General features: G+C 70.4%; 11 protein-coding genes. All 11 read right to left on the bottom strand.

All coding sequences use genetic code 11. From position 1 onward, the window contains the following. Positions 1–84: 84 nt before the first annotated feature. The 11 genes from JJB11_RS15935 to meaB all read right to left on the bottom strand — a co-directional run bounded on the left by JJB11_RS15935 (position 85) and on the right by meaB (position 25,540). The gene (locus JJB11_RS15935; protein WP_201173368.1) at positions 85–2,013 is read right to left on the bottom strand and encodes a putative bifunctional diguanylate cyclase/phosphodiesterase; all 1,929 of its coding nucleotides are present in this window, start codon (positions 2,011–2,013) and stop codon (positions 85–87) included. Next, positions 2,010–4,505 carry a hybrid sensor histidine kinase/response regulator gene (locus tag JJB11_RS15930; RefSeq protein ID WP_201173366.1) on the bottom strand — a complete coding sequence of 832 codons (2,496 nt, stop codon included), beginning with the start codon at positions 4,503–4,505 and terminating at the stop codon, positions 2,010–2,012. The genes JJB11_RS15935 and JJB11_RS15930 overlap by 4 nt, the downstream gene beginning before the upstream one ends. Continuing rightward, positions 4,502–13,690 carry a DUF7948 domain-containing protein gene (locus tag JJB11_RS15925; RefSeq protein ID WP_201173364.1) on the bottom strand — a complete coding sequence of 3,063 codons (9,189 nt, stop codon included), beginning with the start codon at positions 13,688–13,690 and terminating at the stop codon, positions 4,502–4,504. The genes JJB11_RS15930 and JJB11_RS15925 overlap by 4 nt, the downstream gene beginning before the upstream one ends. A gap of 15 nt (positions 13,691–13,705) precedes the next feature. Next, entirely contained in the window at positions 13,706–14,611 is a 906-nt protein-coding gene (locus JJB11_RS15920; protein ID WP_201173362.1) for an efflux RND transporter periplasmic adaptor subunit, read from the bottom strand. After that, complete coding sequence (locus tag JJB11_RS15915) at positions 14,604–16,520, bottom strand: preprotein translocase subunit SecA (protein WP_201173360.1); 1,917 nt, start codon at positions 16,518–16,520, stop codon at positions 14,604–14,606. The genes JJB11_RS15920 and JJB11_RS15915 overlap by 8 nt, the downstream gene beginning before the upstream one ends. An 82-nt stretch (positions 16,521–16,602) precedes the next feature. Continuing rightward, positions 16,603–18,753, bottom strand: a complete 2,151-nt coding sequence (locus JJB11_RS15910) for a PqqD family peptide modification chaperone (protein WP_201173357.1) — start codon at positions 18,751–18,753, stop codon at positions 16,603–16,605. Next, positions 18,750–20,135, bottom strand: coding sequence for a GAF domain-containing protein (locus JJB11_RS15905; protein ID WP_201173350.1), 1,386 nt, complete (start codon positions 20,133–20,135; stop codon positions 18,750–18,752). Before JJB11_RS15905 ends, JJB11_RS15910 begins: the two co-directional genes overlap by 4 nt. 120 nt (positions 20,136–20,255) lie before the next feature. After that, a complete protein-coding gene (locus tag JJB11_RS15900; protein WP_201173348.1) occupies positions 20,256–20,744 on the bottom strand; it encodes a VOC family protein in 489 nt (162 codons plus the stop codon). A gap of 20 nt (positions 20,745–20,764) precedes the next feature. Beyond that, positions 20,765–22,813: an acetyl-CoA carboxylase biotin carboxylase subunit gene (locus JJB11_RS15895; protein ID WP_201173345.1), complete on the bottom strand. Its 2,049-nt coding sequence runs from the start codon at positions 22,811–22,813 to the stop codon at positions 20,765–20,767. Positions 22,814–22,965: 152 nt separating this feature from the next. Continuing rightward, positions 22,966–24,498 carry an acyl-CoA carboxylase subunit beta gene (locus JJB11_RS15890; RefSeq protein WP_201173343.1) on the bottom strand — a complete coding sequence of 511 codons (1,533 nt, stop codon included), beginning with the start codon at positions 24,496–24,498 and terminating at the stop codon, positions 22,966–22,968. Positions 24,499–24,514: 16 nt separating this feature from the next. Further along, a complete protein-coding gene (gene meaB, locus JJB11_RS15885) occupies positions 24,515–25,540 on the bottom strand; it encodes a methylmalonyl Co-A mutase-associated GTPase MeaB (RefSeq protein WP_201173340.1) in 1,026 nt (341 codons plus the stop codon). Between the last annotated feature and the right edge of the window lie 121 nt (positions 25,541–25,661).

Genomic DNA, 25,661 nt, shown 5'->3' with positions numbered 1-25,661 from the left:
TACGCTGGCCGCGCGCAGCGCGCCTCTCGGTGGATTCCATTAGGAGGCCCAATGGAGGAGGCCACGCGGTCCGTGGCCCCCGCTTCAGCGCACGCCGTCCGGGAAGGGCAGGCGCTGCGGCTTGCCGCTGCGCGTGAGCCATTTGGCCGCGAACGCGAGCCCCGGAAGCGGCTCGCCGAAGACGGCGCCCTGCCCCAGGTCCCAGGCGTTCCTGCGCAGGAACGCGAGCTGGGCCGGCGTGTCGACCGAGCATGCCACGCACGACAGGCGCAGCCTGCGCGCCACGTCGGCGATGCCCAGCAGCATGGCCTGGGCCGTGCCGTCCTGTTCCAGGTCCTTCACGAACGAGGGGTCGACCTTGATCTCGTCGCAGACGAGCTTGCGCAGGTGCGCGATGGACGCGACGCAGCCGAAGCGGTCCAGCGCGACGCGCACGCCCTTCTGGCGCAGCGCTTCCATGGCCGCCGTTTCCTTCGCCGGGAGGCTGTCCAGCGCGCTGACGTGCTGCAGTTCCAGCGAGATCGTGCGCGGATCCATGCCGGCGGAGATGGCGGCGTTCACGAGGTAACCCAGGTCGCTGGGCAGCATGTTGGCCATCGACACCTTGATCCCGGTGGGCACCGGGACCAATCCGGCGCCGCGCCAGTTCTTCGTGTGCGCGCGCATCTGGTCGAAGCTCCATTCGGCCAGCGCCACGTCCATCTCTGAGCTGCCTGCGAGGTCCATGAGCTCGTCGCCCTGGATCACGCGGCCGGAGCCATGCTTCCAGCGCACCAGCGACTGCGCGGCCACGACCAGCCCCGTCGTGAGGTCCACGCGCGGCTCGTACAACAGGTCGATCTCGTCACGACGGATCGCGTGCCGCAATTCGGCGCTGAGGTCCAGCCGGCTCTGCGCGACTTCGTTGAAGCGCGGCGAGAAGAACTCGTAGCGATGCCGGCCCGCCTGCTTCGCGTGGCGCAGCGCCATGCCCGCGTTGCGCATCAGCAGGTCCGCGTCCATGCCGTCCGCGGGGAAGACCGACACGCCGATGCTGCAGGTCACGAACACCTCGGGAGCGCCGTGGCGGTGGTAGCTGACCGCGCCGTCCTCGAGCAGCTTGCTGATGAAGGCGGCGGCGGTGTGCACGCCTTCCATGTACGGTACGACGATGGCGAACTCGTCGCCGTCGTAGCGGAACAGCGCCGGCTCGAACTTTTCCGAGCTGAGTTCGCCGCCCGACTCGGTCTGCACGCAGCTTGCCAGCCGCTTGGCGATGCGCTGCAGCATCTGGTCGCCCACCGTGCGCCCGAGCGCATCGTTGATGCGGCCGAGGGCATCGACACCGACGTGCAGCAACGCACCGGAATTGCCGGCCGCGTCGGCGGCCGCGAGGACGTCCACCACCTGCTGCCGGTAGCGCTGCTTGTTCGGCAGCCCGGTCAGCGCGTCGTGGTGGCCGAGGTACTCGCGGTAGGCGCTCGCCGCGAGCGTGTTGCGGATGCGCAGGCCCAGCTCGCTCGGATCCACCGGCTTGGACAGGAAGTCCATCGCGCCCATGGCGAGCGCCTTGAGCTTCACATGCGGATCCGTGCTGATGGTGAGGACGATGACGGGCACGTGGCGCAGCACCGGGTCGTCGCGCATGGTGGCCAGGATGTCCAGCCCGTTGACCTTCGGCATGCTCAGGTCGAGCAGCAGCACGGCCGGGACTTCCTTGCGCATCATCGCGACCGCGAATTCCGGCGCGTCGGTGTAGACGAAGTGCCGGTAGCCCGCCTCCTGCAGGAAGGCCTGCGTCATCTCGATGTTCAGCATCTCGTCGTCGACCATCATGATCAACGCATCCGAGAGCGCCGGACCCGAGCGATGGCGCCACAGCACGTCCTGCGGCGACAACGCCCGCAGTTCGCTCTCCGACAGCTTGTCTTCCCCCGGCGCGAAGACGGTCGGCTGCGTGACCGGTCCCTCGCGCTCCGCGTCGCGCGCCCTCGCGCGGGATGCGGCTCCTGCTGGATCGAGTTGTTCCATCATGGGACGATCGTGCCTCCGAGCTCTGCCGACGCGAGTTCCGGGATTTCGAGTTGGTCCGCCATCCGCGCGAGGCGTTGCAGGACTCCCTCGGCCAGTGCAGTGTCGCCGGCCAGCGCCGCTGCCTCCAGCTCCCTGGCGGGCGGCGTGAACGCGTCGTAGCCCACCGTCCCTGCCGCGCCCGCCAGCCAATGCGCCAGGCGCGCCACCTCCGCGAGGTCGCCGGCCGCGAATGCATTGCGCGTATGCGCAAGCTGCTGCGCCAGCCGCCCGGCGAACTTGCGCACGATCGGCACCAGCCGCGCACTGTTCGCGAAGCGCGAGCGGATCGCACCCTCCAGCGGCGCCGGGATGCTCAATTCGCCGAAGATGGACGCAGGCCGGGTGACCGGACGCTCTTCGCTCGCGGAGCCCCCGAGCAGCTGCGCGACCTGCTGCAGGAGCGCGTCGATATCCACCGGCTTGGTGAGGTAGGCCGTGCAGCCGGCTTTCATCACCTCCTCCTCGAAGCCCTTCATCGCGTGCGCCGTCAGCGCCACGACCGGCAGCTTCATGCCCCGCCTGCGCAGTTCGCGCGTGGCGGCATGGCCGTCGAGCACAGGCATCTGCATGTCCATCAGCACCAGGTCGAATGCGCCCTGGGCGAGCTTGTCGAGCGCCACCTGGCCATTCTCCGCTTCCTCGACCCAGAGGCCCTGCTCCGCGAGCACCAGCGAGATCAGCTCGCGGTTCTCGGGACCGTCGTCCACGACCAGCACGCGCGCCGCCGGAATATGCCAGCGCGTGCGCGTCGCTACTGCCTCGGCATGGGACGTCTGGACGGCGGTCGCGTCCAGCAGGCGCACGCCCTCCAGCGCGCCCGTGCCGAAGGTGAACAGCATGCTCGTGCCCACGCCCGGTTGGCTGCTGCCCACCAGGTCTCCTCCGAGCGCGCGCGCGAGCTTGCGGCTGATGGCCAGGCCCAGGCCCGTGCCACCGAAGCGGCGGGTGATGGACGCATCCGCTTGCGTGAACGGATCGAACATGGACTCCACCTTCGCCGGGTCCATGCCGATGCCGGAGTCGTTCACCTCGATGCTGTAGGCCGTGCCGTTGCAGGCCAGCACCACTTCCACGCTGCCCTGCTCGGTGAATTTCACCGCGTTGCTCAGCAGGTTCAGCACGACCTGCCGGATGCGCGCCGGATCCGATTGCACCCGTTCCGGCACGGGCGTCATCAGGCGCAGCGACAGGCGCAGGTCCTTCTCCCGCGCCTTCAGGGCCAGTTCCGCCAGCGCACCCTGCACCACTTCGTGCGGCGCGCAGGCGATCTTCTCCACCGTGAGCTGGCCCGCCTCCACCTTCGACAGGTCGAGGATGTCGTTGATGAGACCCAGGAGATGCCTGCCGCTGTGGTGGATGGTGTCCAGGTAGCGCGAGGACTCGCGCTCGCTCTTGCCGTAGCCGCGGCGCAGCAGCTCGGTGAAGCCCAGGATGGCGTTCATCGGGGTGCGGATTTCGTGGCTCATGTTGGCGAGGAACTCGCTCTTCGCGCGGTTCGCGGCCTCCGCTTCGTCCCGGGCCGCGCGCAGCTCGACGCGGCTGCGTTCGAGCTGCGTGACGTCTTCCAGGCTGATCAGCACACCGGAAGCACGGCCGCCGGTGGCCAGCACGGGCGAGCAGTTGACCACGAAACTGTGTTCCTGGCCGGCCGCGTCCAGCAGCTTGAAATGCTGCTCGCGCTGCACCACGCCCTGCGCCAGCGCAACCGACCAGGGCTGCGAACCGGCCTTCAGGGGCTGCCCCGCCGCATCGAGCCACGCGATGCTGCCCACGGGAACGCCGGTGAGCTCCTCGTTCGTCTTGCCCAGCAGCCGCACGATCGCCTCGTTGGCGAGCACCACGCGTTCGCCCTGGTCGATCACCAGCAGGCCCTCGGCCAGCGAGTCCAGCGCCGAACGCACGCGGCCGGGGATCGCGCGCGAGGGATCGAGATGGCGCAGCACGCGCGTGAGGTACACGTGGAATCCGAGCAGGCACAGCGCCGAGCAGAACGTCAGCAACGGGATCAGCGGCGTCTGCAGCAGCCCCACCAGGCCCGGCTCCGTGATGGGCGCGAACCGCAGTTCGAGCTGCCCCCACGGCTGTCCTGCGCGCTGCAGGCTGACCTGGATCTCGCCGTCGTGGGCGGCGCTGTTCTCGATCGGCACCCATCCGCGCAGGTGATCGCCCACGGCCAGCACCAGTTTTCCGTCCACGGTACGCAGCCCCACGGAGAGCAGGTCCGGGTTGCGCCTCTCGACGAAGCGCAGCACGTCCTCCAGCGGCCGCGCATCGCCGCTGTTCAGGAGCGCCGTGCTGGTGGCCGCCAGCGCCTCCGCCAGGCTCACGCGCGCGTCCCGGACCGCACCCTCGCGGTCCGGCACCAGTCCGAGGAAGGACGCCGCCAGCAGCACCGTGCTCACCAGCGACACGAGGCCGAGGGAGATGTAGGTCCGCGTGTTGAGCAACTTCATCCGAAGCTCCGCAAGGTGTGCTGGCCCTCGGGCTCTGCGCCTTCGAGCGGTTCCTCGTCATCGTCCTCGTCCTCGACGCGGGACAGCACCGGCAAGGGATCCAGCAGCCGCCACGCCGGCAGCGCCGAGAGGTAGCTGCCCACCAGCACCCCACCCCGGATCAGCCAGACGACGTACACCAGCGACAGGCCCAGCGAGACGCTCGCGGCGGAGAGGGTCACGGCGTCGTCGAGGTGCAACTCCTCCCGCACGGAGTCGCGCAGCCGGTCGAACTGGTGCGCGAACGCGGACGAGTGCAGCGAACGCTGCAGGTCGGCGAGCCGCAAGGCGTCCCCCTGGCTGTCGATGCCAAAGCGCGCCAGCACGAGTTGGGTGCTGGGGTCGCCGGAGATCAGCTCGAGCCCGGCGCGGTCCAGGACCACCGTGTGCAGCACGTGGCTGGTGTCCGCCGCCAGCGCGAGGCGCGCCGGCGCGTTCGCCAACGACGGCGGGCTGCTGTTGAACGAGGTGATCGGGGTCGGCATCGTCGGGCCCAGCGCGTCCTGCAGCGAGACGGCGCCGGTCGCGTCATGCACGGTGCTGGCCGTGGGAGCCGCCCGGGTCGCCGCAGCGGCGGGCGCGGCAGCGGGCGGCAGCAGCGCTGTCGCGGGCTGCGTCGACGGCGCCGTTGCAGGAGCGGATGCCGACGCCGGCGTTGGCGCAGGGGCGAGGTCCAGTACCGGCGCAGGCGCAGGCGCAGGCGCAGGAGCGGGTGCGGGTGCGGGTGCGGGTGCCTGCGTCACGGGCGCGGGCGGTGCCACGGTGTCAGCGACGTCCGTGACACGCACGGAGAGTGCCTGCTGCGCGGCGAGGCTGCCGTCGCCGACCTGCACCACCACGTCATACACGTTGTCCCGGTTGGCGTCGGCCGGCCGCTCGTAATCGGGCGGCTGCAGGAAGGAGAGCGCGCCGGTCGCGGGGTCGATCGCGAACAGCGCCGCGTCCGCACCGCCGCCGATGCCGAAGACCAGGTTGGCCGGCGCCGTATCGACGTCGGAAGCGGTCACGACGCCCACGAAGGTGGTGTTCTCCGGCATGGCAACGCTCGCGGCAGGCGCGCCGCCATTGCTGGTGATCACCGGGGCGTCGTTCACCGGCGTCACCGTGATCTGCAGGCTTTGCGCGAGCGTGTCCGTTCCACCGCCGTTGTCGGTGACGGCGAAGGCAAAGCTGCCGCTCCCGTTCGCATTCGCCGCGGTGGCGAACCGCATGCCCTGGATCTGGGCGAGCGTGTAGGTGCCGGTGGTCACGGCGGTGCCATCGGCCAGCGTCACGAGTCCGAGCGACGAAGGCGGCAAGGCCGTGACCGTGTACGTCAGTGACTGCGTGGCTTCATCGGTGCCGCCCCCAGGCCCATAGGAGAGCGCGCCGAGTCCGAGGCCCGTGGACCCGCTGTCCTCAGCGACAGTGAGGCCAGCCACCGATCCTGCCGTGCGCACCGGCGCGTCGTTCACCGGCGTCACCGTGATCTGCAGGCTTTGCGTGAGCGTGTCGGTTCCACCGCCGTTGTCTGTCACGGCAAAGGAGAAGCTGCCGGTGCCGTTCGCATCGGCAGCCGTGGCGAAGCGCATGCCCTGGATCTGAGCCAAGGTGTAGGTGCCGGTGGTCACGGCCGTCCCATCGGCCAGCGTCACGAGTCCGAGCGACGAAGGAGGCAAGGTCGTCACCGTGTACGTCAATGTCTGCGTCGCTTCGTCGGCGCCGCCGCCGGGCCCATAGGCGAGCGCGACCAGGCCGAGGCTCGTGGACCCGCTGTCCTCAGCGACAGCGAGGTTGGATACGCCGCCAGACGTACGCACCGGCACATCGTTCACCGGCGTGACGGTGATCTGCAGGCTTTGCGCAAGAGTGTCGGTTCCACCGCCGTTGTCCGTGACGGCAAACGAGAAGGTCCCGGTCCCGTTCGCGTTCGCGGCCGCGGCGAAGCGCATGCCCTGGATCTGGGCGAGCGTGTAGCTGCCAGCGCTGACCGCCGTGCCGTCGGCCAGCGTGACGGCGCCGAGCGAGGCCGGCGGCAAGCCAGTGACTGTATAGGTCAGGACCTGCGTCGCTTCGTCGCTGCCGCCGCCAGGCTTGTACGCAATTGCGCCCAGCCCCAGGCTCGCGGAAGCACTGTCCTCGGCGACGGTGAGGTTGGCCACCGTGCCCGCCGTGCGCACCGGCGGATCGTTGACGGCGAAGACCGTCACCATCGCCTCCGCAGTCTGCACGCTGTAGGGGCTGGCGCCGCCGGTGGTGCTCGTGTCGCCCGTGGTCGCGCCCGCCGTTGCGCCGCTTCCGTCCCAGGCGCGGAAGACCAGGCCGCCGGCCGTGCCGTTCCAGTCCGCGGCGGGAACGAAGCGGAGCCGGTCCTCGCCGTCCGCCGCCAGCAGGATGGCCGAGGTCGTGCCCACGCCGGTGAACGCCTGCCAGCTCGCGCCGTTGTCGCGGCTGTACTGCCAGCTGCCGTTCGGGTTGGTGGCGGCTATCACCGCGATTCCGTAAGACGCGCCGGGATCGCTGATCTTCCCGTTCACCACATCGGCGACCAGCGTACCGTTGTTGCTGGCGGCGTCCTCCGCCAGGGCGGTCAGCGGATTGCTGCCGGAGAGAACCGGCGCCACGTTGCGCACGGTGAGCAGCATCGATTGGGACAGGCTGTCGGCCCCGCCGTCGAGCGTGCCGCCGTTGTCCTGCACGGTCATGGCGAAGGTGGCGCTGCCGCTGGTCACGCCCGCGGCCACCACGAAACGCAGGCCCTCGATGTCCGACAGCGTGTAGCTCTGGCCCGCGGCGACGACCGTGCCGTCGGCGAGCTGGATGGTGCCGAACGCCGATGGCGGCACGGCCGTCACCCGGTACGCCAGGGCCTGGTTCGCCTCGTCCGCGCCGCCACCGGGCCCGTAGCTCACGCTGCCCAGGCCCAGGCTCGTGACGGATCCCTCGGTCACCGTGAGGTCCATGAGGCCGCCGAACACCAGCACGGGCGCATCGTTCACCGGAGTCACCGTCACGTCCGTCGTGTACGCCTGCGCGCTGAACGCGGTGGACCCTCCGTTCGCCGTGACGTCAGCGTAGCCTCCGGCGGTGCCGCTGCTCTGGTCCCACGCACGCACCTGCAGTCCACCGGCATTGCCCGCGAAATCCGGAGCGGGCACGAAGCGCACGCGCGTGTTGGCGTCGGCCCCGAGCAGCAGCGCATGCTGGTCGCTCACGCCGGCGATGGCGGTCCAGGTGGCCCCGGCGTCCAGGCTGTACTGCCAGCTGCCGTTCGGGTCGGCGGCCCCGGCGATCGCCACGCCCTGCACATGCAGCGGGTCGGCGATGTGGCCGTTCACGAGGTCGGCCACCAGCACGCCGTCGTTGCTGGAGGGGTCCTCGCGCAGGGTCATCGGATTGAGTCCGTCGAGGGTCGGCGCCTGGTTGACGATGGCGATCCTGAGCGACTCGGCCACCGTGTCGATGCCGCCGTTGGCCGTGCCGCCGTTGTCCTGGATCGTGAAGCTGAAGATCCCGCTGCCGCTCGCGACGCTCGCGCTCGCGAACTGCATGCCCTGAAGCTGGGCCAGCGTGTAGCTGCCCCCCGCGACGACGGTGGTGCCATCGGCCAGGACGATGCGGCCCACCGAGGGCGCCGGCACCGCGGTGACGCGATAGCCAAGCGACTGCCCCGCTTCGTCGGCGCCGCCGCCCGGCCCGTAAGCGAGGCCCGCCAGGCCCAGCGACGTCGCCGGTGCGCCTTCGACCACCGTCAGGTCGCCGACCGTGCCGGAGAGCCGCACCGGCGCATCGTTCACCGCGCTGACGACGATGTTCAGCGCCTCGGCCAGGGTGTCGCTGCCGCCGTTGGCCGTCCCGCCGCCGTCCTGCACGGTGAAGGCGAAGTTGCCGCTGCCGTTCGCGTTGGCAGCCGCCTGGAAGCGCATGCCCTGGATCTGCCCCAGCGTATAGCTGCCCACACCGACGGCGGTGCCGTCGGCCAGCGTGACCTGCCCCAAGGCGGCGGGCGGGAGCACCGTCACCGTGTAGGTGAGCGTTTGAGCCGCCTCGTCGGCGCCGCCGCCCGGCGCATAGGCCAGGCCCGACAGGCCCAGGCTGCTCGCTCCGCTGTCCTCGGCGACGGAGAGGTTGGCGACGCTGCCCGCCGTGCGCACCGGCGGATCGTTCACTGGCGTCACCGTGATCTGCAGGCTTTGCACGAGCGTGTCCACGCCGCCGTTCGCCGTGCCGCCGCCGTCGTTCACCTGGAAGCTGAAAGCGGCCGTGCCGTTGGCGTTGGCCGCTGCGAGGAAGCGCATGCCCTGCATCTGCGCCAGCGTATAGCTGCCCGGCGCGACCACGGTGCCGTCGGCCAGCGTCACCTGCCCCAGCGTGGCGGGCGGCACGGCGACGACGGCGTACGTGAGCACCTGGCCGGCTTCGTCCGCTCCACCACCCGGCCCGAACGCGAGTGTCCCCAGGACTAGCGACGTGCTGGCGCTGTCCTCCGCCACGGTGAGGTTCGCCACCGCGCCCGCACTGCGCACCGGCGCATCGTTCACCGCGAGGACGGTGACCGTCGCTTCCGCGGTGGCGTCGCTGTATGGGCTGCTGCCGCCGGTGACCGTCGTGTCGCCGCTCTCCTGCGCGGCCGTCCCGCCACTGCCGTCCCAGGCGCGGAACACCAGGCCCCCGGCCGTGCCGTTCCAGTTCGGGGCGGACACGAAGCGGATGCGGTCCTCGGTCGTGAGCAAGGTCGCGGTGGTCGTCGCCACGCCCGTGAACGCGTGCCACGTGCCGCCGTCGTCGCGGCTGTACTGCCACTCCCCGTTCGCGTTCGCCGCAGCGACGACCGCGATGCCGTGCGCGCCGGCGGGGTCGGTGATGCGGCCGCTCACCAGCTGTGCCACCGTCGCGCCGTTGTTGGCCGCCGCGTCTTCCGCCACGTCGGGCAGCGCGTTGGCGCCGGCCAGCACCGGAGCTTGGTTGGCGACCGTGATGGTGAGGCTCTGCGCCAGCGAGTCGCTGCCGCCGAATGCGGTGCCGCCGCTGTCCCGCACCGTGAACGCGAAGCTGCCGCTGCCACTGGTCACGCCGGTGGCCGGCGCGAACTGCATGCCCTGCAACTCCGCCAGGGTGTAGGCATTACCCGCCGCCACGGCCGTGAGGCCGTCCGCGAGCAGCAGCGTGCCCAGCGCCGCCGGCGGGACACCGGTCACGGTGAACGTCAGGCTCTGGCCGGCTTCGTCGCTGCCACCACCGGGTCCGTACGCGAGGCCGGTGAGGCCGAGGCTCGTGCTCGTGCCGGCGCGCGCCGTGACGTTGGCGACGCTGCCCGCCACGATCACGGGCGGGTCGTTCACCGGCGTGACCGTGACGCTCGCCGTCTGCAGCTGCGCGCTGAAGGGGCTGCTGCCGCCGTTGACCGTGGTGTCGGCGAGCTGGCCCGCCGTCCCGGCGCTGCGGTCCCAGGCGCGAACCGACAGGCCCGCCGCCGAGCCGTTCCAGTCCGCCTGCGGCACGAAGCGCACGCGGGTGTTGGCGTCGCTCGCCAGCAGCAAGGCCTGGCTGTCGCTCACGCCCGCGATGGCCGACCAGGTCGTGCCGCCATCGAGCGTGTATTGCCAGGTGCCGTGCGGATCACTGGCACCCGTGACGGCGATGCCCGACGCGCCCAGCGGGTCGGCGATGTGGCCGGCCACCAGGGTGGAGACCAGCATGCCCTGGTCGGTGGCGTCGTCCTCCAGCATGGACAGCGGGTTCAGCCCGTCCAGCGTCGGCGCCTGGTTGACCACAGCGATGGCGAGCGACTGCACCAGCGTGTCGACCCCGCCGCTGGCGGTGCCGCCGTTGTCCTTGACCGTGAAAGCGAAGGTCCCGCTGCCGCTCGCGACGCTGCCTGCCAGGAACTGCATGCCCTGGATCTGCGCCAGCGAATAGCTGGTCCCGGCGACGACCGTCGTCGTGCCGTCGGCCAGCACGATGCGTCCCACATTGGCTGCGGGCACGGCGATCACCTGGTAGCTCAGCGACTGCGCCGCCTCGTCGGCGCCGCCGCCAGGGCCGTAGCTCACACTGGCAAGCCCGAGCGATGCAGCCGGCGAGCCTTCCACGACGCTGAGGTTGGCGACCGATCCGCTCAGGCGCACCGGTGCGTCGTTGACGGCAGTCACGGTTACCTGGAGGGACTGCAGCAGCTTCTCGCTGCCGCCGTTGGCCGTACCGCCGTTGTCGGTGACCTTCCACGAGAACACTCCGGTGCCCGACACGTTGGCGGCCGGCACGAACTTCATGCCCTTCAGGTCGTTGACCGTGTAGGCCGTGTTGAGCGCGACCAACGTGGTCCCGTCGCTCAGGACCACGTTGCCGAGGCCGGTGGGCAGCCCGGTCACGGTCACGGTCAGCACCTGGCTGGCCTCGTCCGCGCCGCCGCCGGGGCCGTAGCTCAGTCCGCCCAGGCCGAGGTCGACGGTCTGGTCCTCCAGCGTCGTGACGTCCACCACCGTGCCGCCGGTGCGCACGGGCGGGTCGTTCACCGGCGTGACGGCCTGGTCGACACCGAAGCTGTTGCTGCTGAATGCGGTGATGCCGCCGGTCACGCTCGCATCCACGCGGCTGCCGGTGGTGCCGTTGGTGCGGTCCCAGGCGCGGATCGTCAGTCCCGCGCTGGCGGTGCCCGCATAGTCGGCAGCGGGCACGAAGCGCAACCGGGACTGGGTGTCCGCTGCCAGCACCAGCGCGCTGCTGGCCGACGTCGAACCGACGGCCGCCCAGGTGCTGCCGTTGTCCAGCGAGTATTGCCAGGTGCCGTTGGCACTGCCGGGGCTGCCCACGATGGCGATGCCCGCCAGCGCGCCGGCATCGGGATCGCTGACCTGCCCTGCGATCAGCGACGAGACCAGGAAGCCGCTGCCGCCCCCGCTGTCCTCCAGGATGGCGGAGGGCTGCACCACGCCATTCAGCGTCGGCGCCGTGTTGGAGAACAGGTCGAACGCGGCGACGACGCCGTCGGTGTTGTTCGAGATGGCAGGCTGGTACGAACCGGCCGTGCCATAACCGGTGACGGCCGTCGCGGCCACGACGTAGGCCCGCCCCCCGTAGATCGCCACGCCACCCGGCGTCATCTTCTCGCCGTAGTAGGTGCCGTACTGGAGATCGGCGCTGCCCCCACCGGCCGGGTTCAGGACGGCGACGTACATCGACGAGCCTGCGTTCGTGGCCTGCACCGCCCCACCCGTCACCGGGAAGTCACTGGAGCCGGCCAGGCCGGTGACGACCACGCGGCCGCCCGCGTACGCCACGCCGGAAGGCGTGTCCGACCCCGAGCCGCCGAGATACGACGAATAGAGAAGCGAGGCCGCGCCGGTCTTCGTGGTGTCGTAGACGCGCACGAAGCCCGTGTCCTTGTTGCTCGTGGGCGAGCTGGTCATGAAGGCGCCCGCCGTGGTGGTGAAGCTGATGCTGCTGCCCGCGTGCGTGGTCCCGACTACGTAGACCTTGCCGGCGTTGACGGCGACGGCGCTGGCCGAGTCCGTGCTGGAGCCACCCAGGTAAGTCGACCAGCCGACCGTGCCGTCCGTGCCGTCCAGGCGGGCCAGGAAGCCGTCGCTGGAACCGGAGAGTGCGCTCTGTTGGCCGAACAGCACGCTCATGTTGGACGACTGGGTCTGGCCGACCACGTAGACGGAGCCGCCGCCGCCCACCGCGATGCCGTTGGCCGCATCGGTGGAGTTGCCACCCAGCAGTTGCGACCAGAGCAAGTCGCCATTGCTGGCGTACTTGTTGACGAAGGCGTTGTCCGAGTTGCCGAACACAGCCTGCAGCGCACTGGACAGCAGGTTGCTGTTGCTTGCCTGGCCGGCCGCGTAGACGTTGCCGGAGCTGTCGAACGCGACCGCGTTGGCCGAGTCGCTCGCGTTGCTTTCGCCCACGTAGGTGCTGAACACCAGGGCACCACTGGCATTGAGCTTCAGGACGAAGCCATCGCCGCCACCGCTGATGCTGGCCTGCGTCGCGTTCTTCGTCGGGAAGTCGTTCGACTTCGTCCAGCCGGCCACGGCCACGTTGCCATTGGCATCCACCGCAATCGCGTTGCCCTGGTCCCCGTTGGCGCCGCCGATGCGTGTCGACCAAAGCAGGGTCGACAGGTCGGAGGAGAACTTGGCGACATAGACGTCGCCCGAGCCACCGCCCGGGCCGATCACGGGCAGGAGCGGTCCGCTGCTCGCGTTGACGGAGTTGGTGCGTCCCGTGACGTAGACGTTGCCCTGGGCATCGGTCGCGACGGCCACTGCGTTGTCGAAGTTGTTGTCCCCGAAGTAGGTCGCGTAGTCCAGCACCGGGTCGATCACCAGCTCGCGGCTGCTGTCGTACGCGCCCAGTGCGAAGCCGACGCTGCCGTCGGCCTGCAGCGCGTAGCGGCTCGCCACCGCTTCGAGCTGACCGTCCGCGCCGCGCTGGTAGGCCACCGGCGCCTTGAAGCGCACCGTGCCGTCGCTGCCTGCGACCTGCAGGACGAGGTTGCCGTCCGCATCCACCGTCGCGCCTGCGCTGCCCTGGAACTGCAGGCGGATGGCGCTGGCGTCAGCGCCGGCCGCGACGATGAAGTCGTATTCCAGCTGCCGCTGCGTTCCGTAGTAGCGCACGTCCACGCCGTCGTAGACGTTGGCGTAGCGCACTGCGCCGTAGTTCGCGATGCCGGTGCGCCACTTCGACGCGTCGCTGCCGACAATGGAGTTGCTGGTGGTCGCCTGCAGGTCCTCGGCCTGCGCGGTGGCGGTGTGCGCGCCTTGCAGCGTCATCGTCACGGACTGCACGCCCTGGTCCGTGACCAGCGTGAGCTGCGCATTGCCGCCGGCCAGCGCGACGCCGTAATCGCTGCCTTGCGCGACGTAGTCGACGCCCGGAGCGGCCTGGCCCTGGTTGGCCTCGAAGCCCATGCGCAGCGCCGCGTACGCGGTCTGGACGGCGCCGCCAGCCGCCGTCGTGCTCGCATTCGTCGCCGTCGACGCGGCGTACTCGCCCGCACTCGTGACCGTGCGCACCTCGGGCGCCGCCGCGTCGACGCTGGAGGCCAGCATCAGGCCCGCCGTGAGGTCCGCGGAATACAGCAGGCGCGGCTCCATCGGCTCCGCGATCGGAATCCTGCGACCATCGCGGTCCGTCAGGAGTCGGCGCAGCCAGTGCATGGGATGGGCCGCCGTTCAGGGGTTGGGCGCGGGTTGCCTGACCAACGCCGGCGCATTCTTCAACTGCAGCGCCGAGCCGTCGCGCCGCCCCGTAGCCGCCGGGGTGCCGCGCGAGGCCCCGGTCGGTGCGCCGAGATCGACCTTGCAGCGCAGCCCCGCCGGCAACGACAGGTCCGGGTTCGGCAGTTCCATGCGCACGCGGAACGTGTTGCTGGCGCCATCGATGACCCGATCCACCAGCGTCACCTTGGCCTGGCGCGGCGTGGCCCCGGGGAACTCGGGGAGCACGGTGACGCTCATGCCCTGCCGCGCGCTCGCGTACGCAGAGGCCGGCAGGACCACCTCGACCCGCAAGGGGTTGATCATGGCGACCCGGTAGATCGGCTTGTCGTCGATGTGTTCGCCAGCCGACATGTAGCGCTCCGCGATGACGCCCGAGAACGGGCTGCGGATCGTCCGCTGTCCCAGCTGCGCTGCGGCCAGACTATGCTCGCGAGCGTACACGTCACGCTGCTCGCGGGCCTGCTCGAGACGGTTCTCCGCCACCATCGCCTCGGCGCGCGCCTGTTCCAGCGCCTGGCTGGAGATGAACTTCTGGTCGGCGAGGTCCTTGGCACGCGCGAGCTTCTGCCGCGCGAGTTCGGCGTTGGCCTCGGCGGCGCGCAACTCGCCCACCGCATCGGCCTTGCTCTGCGCCACCGCCAGCGATTGGCGCTCGACATCCGCACGCAGCGTGGCCAGCACCTGGCCGGCGCGGACGAGGTCGCCGCGCTCCACCGCCGCCGACTCGATGACACCGACGATCGGGCTGCCCACTTCCGAGACGCGGTACGGCTCGATCAGGCAGCCGAGCGCCTGCGCGACTGCCGCCGCCGGCAGTAGCGCCCCCACCAGCGCCCCCCAACCCCTGACTCTATTCATGGTGTACCTGCCGACTGAACGTCAAGTCCCGTTCCATGGACTCGGCGATGTGGCTGAGTTTCACACGCTCGTAACGAGTCGTAAAGGATTGTCGAGCTTGCGCAACCTTTAGTGTGACATTTGCCAACACTTCGCCTTCACCTGCCCTCGCGGCGAAATCCAGCCAGCGCTCAGGCCACCACCGGCGCAGCAGGGGGAAATCGGCGGCGGCCATGCGGCGGATGCTCCCGGGCTGGCCCTGGCGGCCCGCGCGTCCGAGGAACTGGCGGTCGATCCGCGCGGAAGCATTGGCCTGGCAGAGGATCACGTGCAGTCCGCCGCGCTCCAGCACCGCTGGCTCGCACATGATGTCGGTGCCCCGACCCGCCATGCTGGTGGCCACGGTGATGCGGCCGGCCTGTCCCGCCGCGGCAATCAGCCGGCTCTCCTCCTGGTCCTGGCGCGCATGCAGCACCTGGTGCGGCACGCCAGCGGTGCGCAGCACGGCGGAAAGCGCCTCGGTGTGCCCCACGGTTTCGGTGCCGACCAGCACCGCCCGGCCCTGTGCCGCGACCGCGGCGGCTTCGGCCGCCACGGCTTGCCACAGCCCTGCGCTGTCCGGCCACAGGCGCAACGGCGCCGCCTGCACGCGCCAGGGCTCGCGCCGAGGAATGACCACCACGTCCAGCCCATAGACCTGACGCAGTTCCCTGCGGGCTTCGGACAGCGTGCCGCTCGCACCCGCCAGCCGCAGGTAGCGCGGGAAGAAGCGCTGGAACGTGGTCTGCGTCATGGTGCTGTTGCGGCGGGTGCCGGGCACGCCCTCCTTCCACTCCACCAGCTGGTGCAGGCCCGAGGACCAGGCGCGCCCCGCGGCGGCTCGTCCGGTGGTCTCGTCCACCAGCCGCACCTCGCCATCGCGCAGCACGTAGTCGCGATCGCGCTCCAGCACATGCAGGGCGACCAGCGCGAGTTCGACGGCCGCTTCGCGATGGGCACGGTGCCCGAGCAGCGGATGGTCCGCAGCCGGCCAGGCAGCCAGCCGTGCGCGGCCCTGGTCCGTGAGGACGAAGCGCCGCGCATCGACGGGCCGGTAGTCCACGTCTGCGGCCAGCCGGCGCGCCGCCTCGAGCGCGCCGCGGTAGAACCCGGACTCCTCATCGCCTCCGGCGGCCTGCGCCAGCACCAGCGGCACCCGCGCCTCGTCGATCAGCACCGTGTCCGCCTCGTCGAGGATCGCCATGCACAGTCCCCGCAACACGGGCGGTCGCGGCAAGGTGCCCGCGAGCCGGCGGGCCCGCTGCTCCAGGGCGGACAGGTCCGACGCCCGGGCGAGACCGTCGCGCAGCCAGTCGAAGGCGAGCTCCTTGGCGGTGCAGTAGGTGACGTTGGCGCGATAGGCGCTGCGCCGTTGCGCCGCGTCCATGGGTTGCGTCACGCAATCCACGCGCAGCCCGAGGCGCTCGTAGAACGGCCGCAGCGCGTCGGCGTCGCGCTGCGCGAGGTAGTCGTTGGCCGTGATCACGTGGACCGGCGTGCGGGCGAGCGCCGCCACGGCAGCGGCCAGCGCGATGGCGGCCGTCTTGCCTTCGCCGGTCGCCATCTCCGCCAGGCGCTCGTCGAGCAGCGCGCGCGCAGCCATGAGCTGCTGCCGGTGCGGCACGTAGCCCACCGTGTGCGTGAGTGCGCTGGTGGCCAGCACGGCGGCTTCATGCAGCCATGCATCCTCCTGTGGGACCAGGGCCGGCAGGCCCTGCAGCCGGCCGGCCACGGCCGCCGGCGCAATGGTGCCCTGCTGCAGGACCGATTCGGCAAAGGACTGCAACGCCGCCAGCGACAGCTGGCTGCCGCGCCGCTGCGCAGCCGACGCGGACGAATGCTCCGGGTACTCGCCCCAGACCACACCGGGAAAAGGCCAGGCATGCGCCACGGCGTTCACTCCTTGCGGCGGCCCACGGGACGCGCCCTCCGCGCCGTGCACGGCAGGCTTCGCCCGTGGCCGGCTCGCCGTGTCATGCCTGCCCCGTCGGACTGAACTGCCGCAGCAGCAGCTGGCGCAGGTTGCGCACCGCCTGCCAGCCCAGGGGCTCCGCCGGCAACTGCAGCTTCACCCAGGCGCGGCCGCCCACGTTTCCGGCGGGCAGGTCCGGCATCACCACGTCCAGCAGGAACACGGGCGCCTGCGTGCGCAGGCCGTCCTTGTCCGCCGGATCCACCGCGACCGGGCCGCCGTCGCGGTCGCCAAGCGCGGCGCTCGGAAGCTGGCGCGTGGCCGCGGGGGTCTCGTTGCGCAGTTGCGCCGCGCGCGCAGTCCAGGGCGAGTCGGCCAGCCGGACCTCGACGCCCCGCAGGCGGCCGCGCACGCGCAGCAGGTCTTCGTCGCGCAGCACCGCCCGCACCTGCGCTGGCTCCGGGCCCAGCACGTAGCCGACCATGGCCCCGCGCTGCACGTACGTGCCGTCCAGGTCCTGCTCGTGCGGCAACACGGCGCGGCCCGCGCTGCGGGCCCGCACTTCCAGTCCCGCGAGCTGGCCTTCGGCGTGCTGCAGTTCCGCGTCGTTGCGCGCGAGCTGCTCGTTGACGTCGCCGGCCCGCGCGGGATCCAGCAGCAAGGCGTGGTACTGCTCCGCCATCAGCCCGGTGCGCTCACTGGCCGCCTTGTCCCGCTGCGCGACGAGCTCGGCGTCCGCGAGCCGCAGCACGACCTGCCCCTGCAGCACGGCATCGCCGTCGCGCACCACCGGTTGCTCCACGAAGCCGGCCGCATCGGGCCGCAGCTGCGCATGGTCGGGAGGCCACACCACGCCTTGCGTCACGACGCTGGCCGGCAGCGGCACCACGAACAGCGCCAGCACCACGGCCAGGGCGGCGCCGGCCGCGACCGCCAGGACCTTGCGGCGCGCAGCGGGTTGCGGCGCCGCCGCGGCCGAACGCAGCACGCCGCGCACGGCCAGCGTGGCGAGCCACGCAAGCAGCCCCAGCGCCAGTCCCCATCCTGCCAGCCATGAATGATGTCCCACCCAGCCGACCAGCGTCGCCAGCAGCGCGAGTCGATACGCGAAGGACGCGGGTGCATAGGCCAGGAGCCACTTGCTCTCGCCGGCCGCCAGCGCGCTGGCCGGCAGCGGCGGCTCCGCACCGAGCGCCCGCCGCCAGGCGGAAGCCCACCACGCATGGCTGCGCAAGGCCAGGTTGGGCAGCTGCAGCACGTCGCACAGGAGGTAGTACCCGTCCATCCGCATCAGCGGATTGGCGTTGAACAGGAAGGTGGACACCGAGCAGATCAGGACGACCACGGTGGCTGCATCGCGCAGCAGCCCCGGCGCCAGCACCGTCCACGCGAAGACCGCGAGCGCCGCCAGCGCGAGCTCCACCAGGATGCCGGCGGCGCTCACCAGCGCACGCTCGCGCGCCGACGAAAAGGCGTTGGCCGCACTCGCGTCAACGTAGGGCGCCGGTGTCAGCAGCAGCATGGAGAGCCCGACTTCGCGCACGGCGCCGCCGAAGCGGCGCACGGCCAGCGCATGCGCCAGCTCGTGCAGCGACTTCACTAGCGGGTAGGCCAGCCATGCCATCGCATAGCTGGAAGGGGTGGCCATCACCCTCAACGCGTCGGCCTTCAGCTGCGGGAACGACACGGCCGCAGCCACGGCGGCGAGCAGCACGAGGAGAAGCCACGCAAGCGCGGCGAGCTTCATGGGGACCTGGGCGGCGAGCGGCAGCAGGCGATCGAGCAGGCGCGTGGGATCGAACAGGCGCAGCCGCAGCGCCAGCGGATTCACGAAGCTGCGGCGCCGCTTGCCGTCGTCCTCGCCGCGGCGCGCGAAGAGCAGCGACAGGTGCGGCGCCGCGTCGAAGTGCAGCATGCCGGCGCGAAAGAGCTGGGCGAGCAGGCGCAGGACGTCGTCCTGGGTCGGCGCGTCTTCCCCCTCGCGCCGCAGCGCCGCCTGCCAGAGGTCCTCGACGCTGGCGCGCCCGTCGCAGCGGCCGGCAAACGCGTACGCGGCGGGATTGAGCCGCAGCTGCCGCCCTGACCCCGGCTCCACGAGCACGTGCCACAGCTGGTCGCGCACGCGCTGGCGCACGATCTTCAGGCCAGCCACCAGGCTCGGTCGCAGCGGGGCGACGCGGTACCAGGAGCCGCTGACCAGGGGCTCGTTCACGGCCCCAGGGTCCACAACGCGAGCCGCGCCCACGCGACGGGACGGTGCAACAGCAGCCACGCGAGCGGCCGGTGCCCCGCCTCGATCTTCGCGACGCCGCTCAGGCCCGGGCGCAGGTCCGGCTGCGGCGAGTCCAGGCTCGCCTCCACCTCGAAGTAGTTGCGGCCATCGGCAGCGGTCGCCAGCGGCACGATGCGGCGCGTGGTGAACGGCAGCGGCTGCTCGGGCCGCGCGGCCAGCGCCAGCGCCCCGTGCTGGCCCAGTCGCACTGCGGCGATGTCGGTCTCGTCCACTTCGACGATCAGCCGGAAGTTGTCGCTGGGCGCCAGCACCATCAGCACTTCGCCCTTCTTCACCGGCGCCCCCAGGTTCTGCGCGAGGTCGCCCTTGATGACGACGCCGTCGAAGGGTGCGACCAGCTGGCTGCGCTGCAACTGCGTTTCCGCGAGCGCCAGCAACGCTTCGGCCTCGGCAGCGCGCGACTGGCTCACCACCATCTGGGTGCGCTCGTTGCGGGCCTCGGCGGCGCGGTACGCGTTCTCGTGCTGCCGCATCTCGCTTTCCCGGCGGCGGCGCTCCAGTTCCAGGTCCTGCGAGGAGAGCTGGCCGAGCAGCTGGCCGGCGGTGACGCGGTCGCCGGGGCGCACGTTCACCTGCTGCAAGAAGCCGTCGGAGGCCGCGACCACGGCGCGCTGCACGGCGCCTTCCAGCCGCGCCGGTGCGCTCACGCGCCAGGGCAGCGGGACGGCCAGCACTGCGATGGCGACGACAGCGCCGGTGATCCACGCCTTGCGGCGTTGACCGGGTGCTGCCAGGCGGGCCTGCAGCCAGCGGCGCGCGCGGACCGTCCAGGGCAGCGCCGCGTCGCGCTTCATGGCGAGCACCGGTGCGGCGAAGCTGGCCACGTCCTCGCAGGTGGCGAGATCGGCCGCCGTGAACGGCGGCTGGGCGCCGCGCTCCAGCGTGATCGCCCCGACGGTCTCACCCGCCGCGACCAGCGGAATGGCGCAGGCCTGGCCCGTGCCGGCCAGCTGCGCCAGCGCCAGGGTGACTGCATCGATGCCGGGCAGCGGAGGCCAGGCGAGCGACAGGTGCTGGTCCAGCGACTCGTGCATGGCTGCGGCGAGCTGCGCGGCGGCGTCCTGGCGGGGGTCGAGGTCGGCGGCCTGCGAGCTGCCCACGACGCGAATGCGCCCGGCTTCCAGCAGGCCCACGCTCACCCGGCGGCACTGCAGCACCTCGGCCAGTTCGGCGGCCAGGGCCGTCGCCGCTTCGGGCAGGAGGCTGCGGGCCAGCAGCGCGGCCTGGCAGCGCAGCACCGCGTCCTGCGGCGCGGGTCCGCGACCGGCAGCGACCAGGAGTTGGGGAGAAGCCTTATCCATGCTTGAGCAGCCGGATTCTCCGCCAGCAGGCTCGCCGCGTAACCCCAGTCTGCGCAAACGGTGCGCGCGCCTGTCCCAACGGCGCGACAAACGCGCGCCGCGCCGTGCCGCCGCAACAGCTCAGGACGGCGCGGCGGCCAGCGCTGCGAAGGCGGTCACCACGGCGGGCGGCGCCTGCACCAGCTCGATCAGCACCCCTTCCCCGCCCACCGGGAACTCGTCGTTCCCCCGCGGATGCACGAAGCAGATGTCGAAGCCGGCGCCGCCGCGGCGGATGCCGCCCGGGGCGAAGCGCACGCCGCGGCCGCTGAGCCAGTCCACCGCCCGGGGCAGGTCATCGACCCACAGCCCCACGTGGTTCAGCGGCGTGGCATGCACCGCGGGCTTCTTCTCGGCGTCCAGCGGCTGCATCAGGTCCACTTCGACCTTCAGCGGGCCCTCGCCCAGCGCGCAGATGTCCTCGTCGACGTTCTCGCGCTCGCTGCGGAAGGTGCCGGTCACCTCCAGCCCGAACAGGTCCACCCACAGCCTGTGCAGCTTGAGCTTGTCGATGCCGCCGATGGCGATCTGCTGGATGCCCAGCACCTTGAAGGGACGACTGTCTTGCATTGGGATGCGCTCGCGATGGGTTACTCGAATTCCAGGATCGCCTGGTCCACGGCCAGCGACTCGCCCTTGCCGGCCAGCACCTTGCCCACGACGCAGTCGGCCGATGCGAACAGCACATTCTCCATCTTCATCGCCTCGATCACGGCCAGGCGCTCGCCCGCCTGCACCTTCTGCCCGGGTTGCACGGCCACGTCCACCAGCAGCCCCGGCATGGGTGACAACAGGAACTTGCTCATGTCCGGCGGCGCCTTGTACGGCATCAGCCGGTACAGCTCCGCCGCGCGCGGCGTCAGGACCAGCGCGTCGAGCCGGGTGCCGTTGTGGCCGATGCGGAAGGCCAGCGGGTTGCGGGCCGCGCCGCGCTCCACCTGCGCGGTGAACGCCTGGCCGTTGACGGTGCCACGGATGCGGGCGCCACCGAGGTGCCACTTGCTGGAGAGCTCGTAGCGCTTGCCGTTCACTTCCACGGTGGCCGTGCCGGCCGGCCCGTCGAACGCGCTGACCTTCACCGGCAGGTGGGCGTGACGGCCCTGGTCATCGAGCTTCACCACGACGAAGTCGCCATTGACCTTGAACTCGTGGCCGCTCATCTGGCCGCTGATGCCGCAGGCGCGCTCCAGCGCCCGGCGGTTCGCGAACGCCGCGATGGCCGCGAGGAAATCCTCGTCGTCGTGCGGCACGTCCTCGGCGCGGAAACCCTTGCCGTACTGTTCGGCGATGAAGCCCGTATTGAAGTCGCCGGTCATGAATTTCGGATGGGCGAGCAACGCAGCCTGGAAGGGAATGTTGCTGGAGATGCCGCGGATCACGAAGCCGTTCAGCGCCTCGCGCATCTTCGCGATCGCGTCCCGGCGATCGGTCCCGTGCACGATCAGCTTCGCGATCATCGAGTCGTAGTACATCGGGATCTCGCCGCCCTCGGTGACGCCCGTGTCCACGCGGACGCCGAACAGGTGCTCCGTGTCCGACGCCCACATGCTGGTGCGCGGCGGCTGGAAGCGCACGAGGCGGCCGGTCGAGGGCAGGAAGTTGCGGAACGGGTCTTCCGCATTGATGCGGCACTCGATCGCCCAGCCGTTGCGCTTGACGTCGGCCTGCGCGAGCGGCAGCTTCTCGCCGGCGGCGACGCGGATCATCAGTTCCACCAGGTCCAGGCCCGTGATGCACTCGGTGACCGGGTGCTCCACCTGCAGCCGCGTGTTCATCTCCAGGAAGTAGAAGCTCTGGTCCTTGCCGACCACGAACTCCACGGTGCCCGCGCTCTGGTACTTCACCGCCTTCGCGAGCGCCACGGCCTGCTCGCCCATCGCCTTGCGCGTCGCATCGCTGATGAAGGGCGACGGCGCTTCCTCGATCACCTTCTGGTGCCGGCGCTGGATGGAGCACTCGCGCTCGTTCAGGTAGACCACGTTGCCGTGGCTGTCGCCCAGCACCTGGATCTCGATGTGGCGCGGCTCCTCGACGAACTTCTCGATGAAGACGCGGTCATCGCCGAAGCTGTTGCGCGCCTCGTTGCGGCACGACGTGAAGCCCTCGAACGCTTCCTTGTCGTTGAAGGCGACGCGCAGGCCCTTGCCGCCGCCGCCGGCGCTGGCCTTGATCATCACCGGATAGCCGATGTCCCTGGCGATGGACACGGCCTGCTCGGGCGTGTCGATGGCCTCGTTGTAGCCGGGAATGGTGCTGACCTTCGCTTCCTTGGCCAGCTTCTTGGAGGCGATCTTGTCGCCCATGGCCGCGATGGAGTAGTGCTTGGGCCCGATGAAGGTGATGCCCTCTTCCTCCACCCGCTTGGCGAAGTCCTCGTTCTCGGACAGGAAGCCGTAGCCCGGATGGATCGCCTGCGCGCCGGTCTGCTTGGCAGCCGCGATGATCTTGTCGGCCTTCAGGTAGCTCTCGCGACTGGGCGCGGGGCCGATGTGCACGGCCTCGTCAGCCAGCGCCACGTGGCGGGCATCGCGATCGGCGTCGGAATAAACGGCAACGGTGCGGATGCCCATCTTCTTGGCGGTGGCGATGACACGGCAGGCAATTTCGCCGCGGTTGGCGATCAGGATCTTGGTGAACATGGGGGTCCTTTAAAACCCAACAACCGGACGCAGAGGACGCAAAGGTTACGCAGAAGGCGCAAAAGAATTCAATGAACAATTCTTTGATGTCTTCTTTTGCGTCCTCTGCGAAATCTCTGCGTCCTCTGCGTCCGGATGTTGGGTGTTTGCCTTCAGAGCGGGATGTTCCCGTGCTTGCGCCACGGGTTTTCGAGTTTCTTGTCGCGCAGCATCACCAGGGAGCGGCAGATGCGCTTGCGGGTTTCGTGCGGCAGGATCACGTCGTCGATGAAGCCGCGGGCGCCGGCGACGAAGGGGTTGGCGAAGCGGGCCTTGTATTCCGCTTCGCGCGCGGCCAGCTTGGCCGGGTCGCCCTTGTCCTCGCGGAAGATGATCTCCACCGCGCCCTTCGCCCCCATCACCGCAATCTCCGCGTTGGGCCATGCGAAGTTGACGTCCCCCCGCAGGTGCTTGGAACTCATCACGTCATAGGCGCCGCCATAGGCCTTGCGGGTGATGACCGTGACCTTGGGCACCGTGCACTCGGCATAGGCGTAGAGCAGCTTGGCGCCGTGCTTGATGATCCCGCCGTACTCCTGCGAGGTGCCGGGCATGAAGCCGGGCACGTCCACGAAGGTGATGACCGGAATGTTGAAGGCATCGCAGAAGCGCACGAAGCGCGCCGCCTTGATGGAGCTCTTGATGTCCAGGCAGCCGGCCAGCACCAGCGGGTTGTTCGCGACGATGCCCACCGTCTGGCCTTCCATGCGGGCGAAGCCGATCACGATGTTCTTCGCGTAATCCGCCTGCAGCTCGAAGAAGTCGCCGTCGTCCACCGTCTTGGTGATCAGCTCCTTCATGTCGTAGGGCTTGTTCGCGTTGTCCGGCACCAGCGTGTCGAGCGAGAAGTCCATGCGGTCGGCCGGATCGTTGCTCGGGCGGATCGGCGGCTTCTCGCGGTTGTTCAGGGGCAGGTAGTTGTACAGGCGCCGCAGCATCATCAGCGCCTCGACGTCGTTCTCGAACGCGAGGTCGGCCACGCCGCTCTTGGTCGTGTGCGTGGAGGCGCCGCCCAGCTCCTCCGCGGTCACTTCCTCGTGCGTCACCGTCTTCACGACCTCCGGGCCGGTCACGAACATGTAGGAGCTGTCCTTGACCATGAAGATGAAGTCGGTCATCGCGGGCGAGTACACCGCGCCTCCCGCGCAGGGGCCCATGATCATGGAGATCTGCGGCACCACGCCCGAGGCCATGACGTTGCGCTGGAACACGTCGGCGTAGCCGCCCAGCGACGCCACGCCTTCCTGGATGCGCGCGCCGCCCGAGTCGTTCAGGCCGATCACCGGCGCGCCCACCTTCATGGCCTGGTCCATCACCTTGCAGATCTTCTCCGCATGCGCTTCGGAGAGTGCGCCGCCGAAGACGGTGAAGTCCTGGCTGAACACGAATACGAGGCGGCCGTTGATCATCCCGTAGCCGGTCACGACGCCGTCACCCGGGATCTTGTTGTCGGCCATGCCGAAGTCCGTGCAGCGGTGCTCCACGAACATGTCCCATTCCTCGAAGGTGCCTTCGTCGAGCAGCAGTTCGAGGCGCTCGCGGGCGGTGAGCTTGCCCTTGTTGTGCTGCGCAGCGATGCGCTTGTCGCCGCCGCCCAGCCGCGCGGCGTCGCGCTTCTCCTCGAGCTGCGCCAGGATGTCTTGCATGTCGTTCTCCGTTGGATCAGTTGGCGGAAGGGCCGCCGCGCGTCCCTTCGTGCATGGCGTCGAGCAGGCGCCGCGCCGCCGTGGAGGCGGCGAGCAGCCCATGCTCGACTTCGTTGGTCAGTTGCGGCAGCAGCGCCTTCACGGCCGGGGCCTGCCGGAAAGCCCGCTTCAGGCCGCTGTCGATGCGCTCCCACATCCAGGCCAGGGCCTGGTGCTTGCGGCGCGACTGCAGGCGGCCGCCGGCTTCCTGCAGCCGGCGGAACTCGCCCACCGCCTGCCAGAAGGCTTCGACGCCCTGGACCTTCAGGGCGCTGAGCTGCAGCACCTGCGGATGCCACAGCGTCGCATCGTGGTGCGCGTGATCGGGGTTGCCGTGCTGGCCCAGGATGCGCAGTGCGCTGGTGATCTGCGCCCGCGCACGGGTAGCGGCGTCGGGATCGAGATCGGCCTTGTTGATCACCACCAGGTCGGCGAGCTCCATCACGCCCTTCTTGATCGCCTGCAGGTCGTCGCCGGCATTGGGCAGCTGCATCAGCACGAACATGTCCGTCATGCCGGCCACGGCCGTCTCGCTCTGGCCGACGCCGACCGTCTCGACGATCACCACGTCGTAGCCGGCCGCCTCGCACACCAGCATGGACTCGCGCGTCTTCGCGGCGACGCCTCCCAGCGTGCCGCTGGAGGGACTGGGCCGGATGTACGCCTGCGCGTGCACGGACAGATGCTCCATGCGCGTCTTGTCGCCCAGGATCGATCCGCCGGACACGGTCGACGAAGGATCGATGGCGAGCACGGCCACGCGATGCCCTTGCGCGATCAGGTAGAGGCCGAGCGCCTCGATGAAGGTGCTCTTGCCCACGCCCGGCACGCCGCTGATCCCCAGCCGGAAGGCCTTGCCGGTGTGGGGCAGGAGTTCGGTCAGCAGTTCGTCCGCCTGCGCCCGGTGGTCGCCGCGGGTGGACTCCAGCAGCGTGATCGCCTTGGCGATGGCACGGCGCTGGCGCGCACCAGGGGCCCCCACGATGGCCTGCGCGAGATTCACCGCGCCCCACCTTCCGTAGGCTGGTGGTGAGCGCAGCGAACCCCAGCGAAGTGCGCGGGATCCTGCTGGGGTTCGCTGCGCTCACCTGCCGCGGCCGCGGGCCGCGCCAGCCTACGAACGC

This window comes from Ramlibacter ginsenosidimutans (assembly GCF_016654015.1).
Lineage (GTDB): Bacteria > Pseudomonadota > Gammaproteobacteria > Burkholderiales > Burkholderiaceae_C > Ramlibacter > Ramlibacter ginsenosidimutans.
Note: the sequence above shows the minus strand (reverse complement) of the source record. Positions and strands in the feature narration are given on the sequence as shown.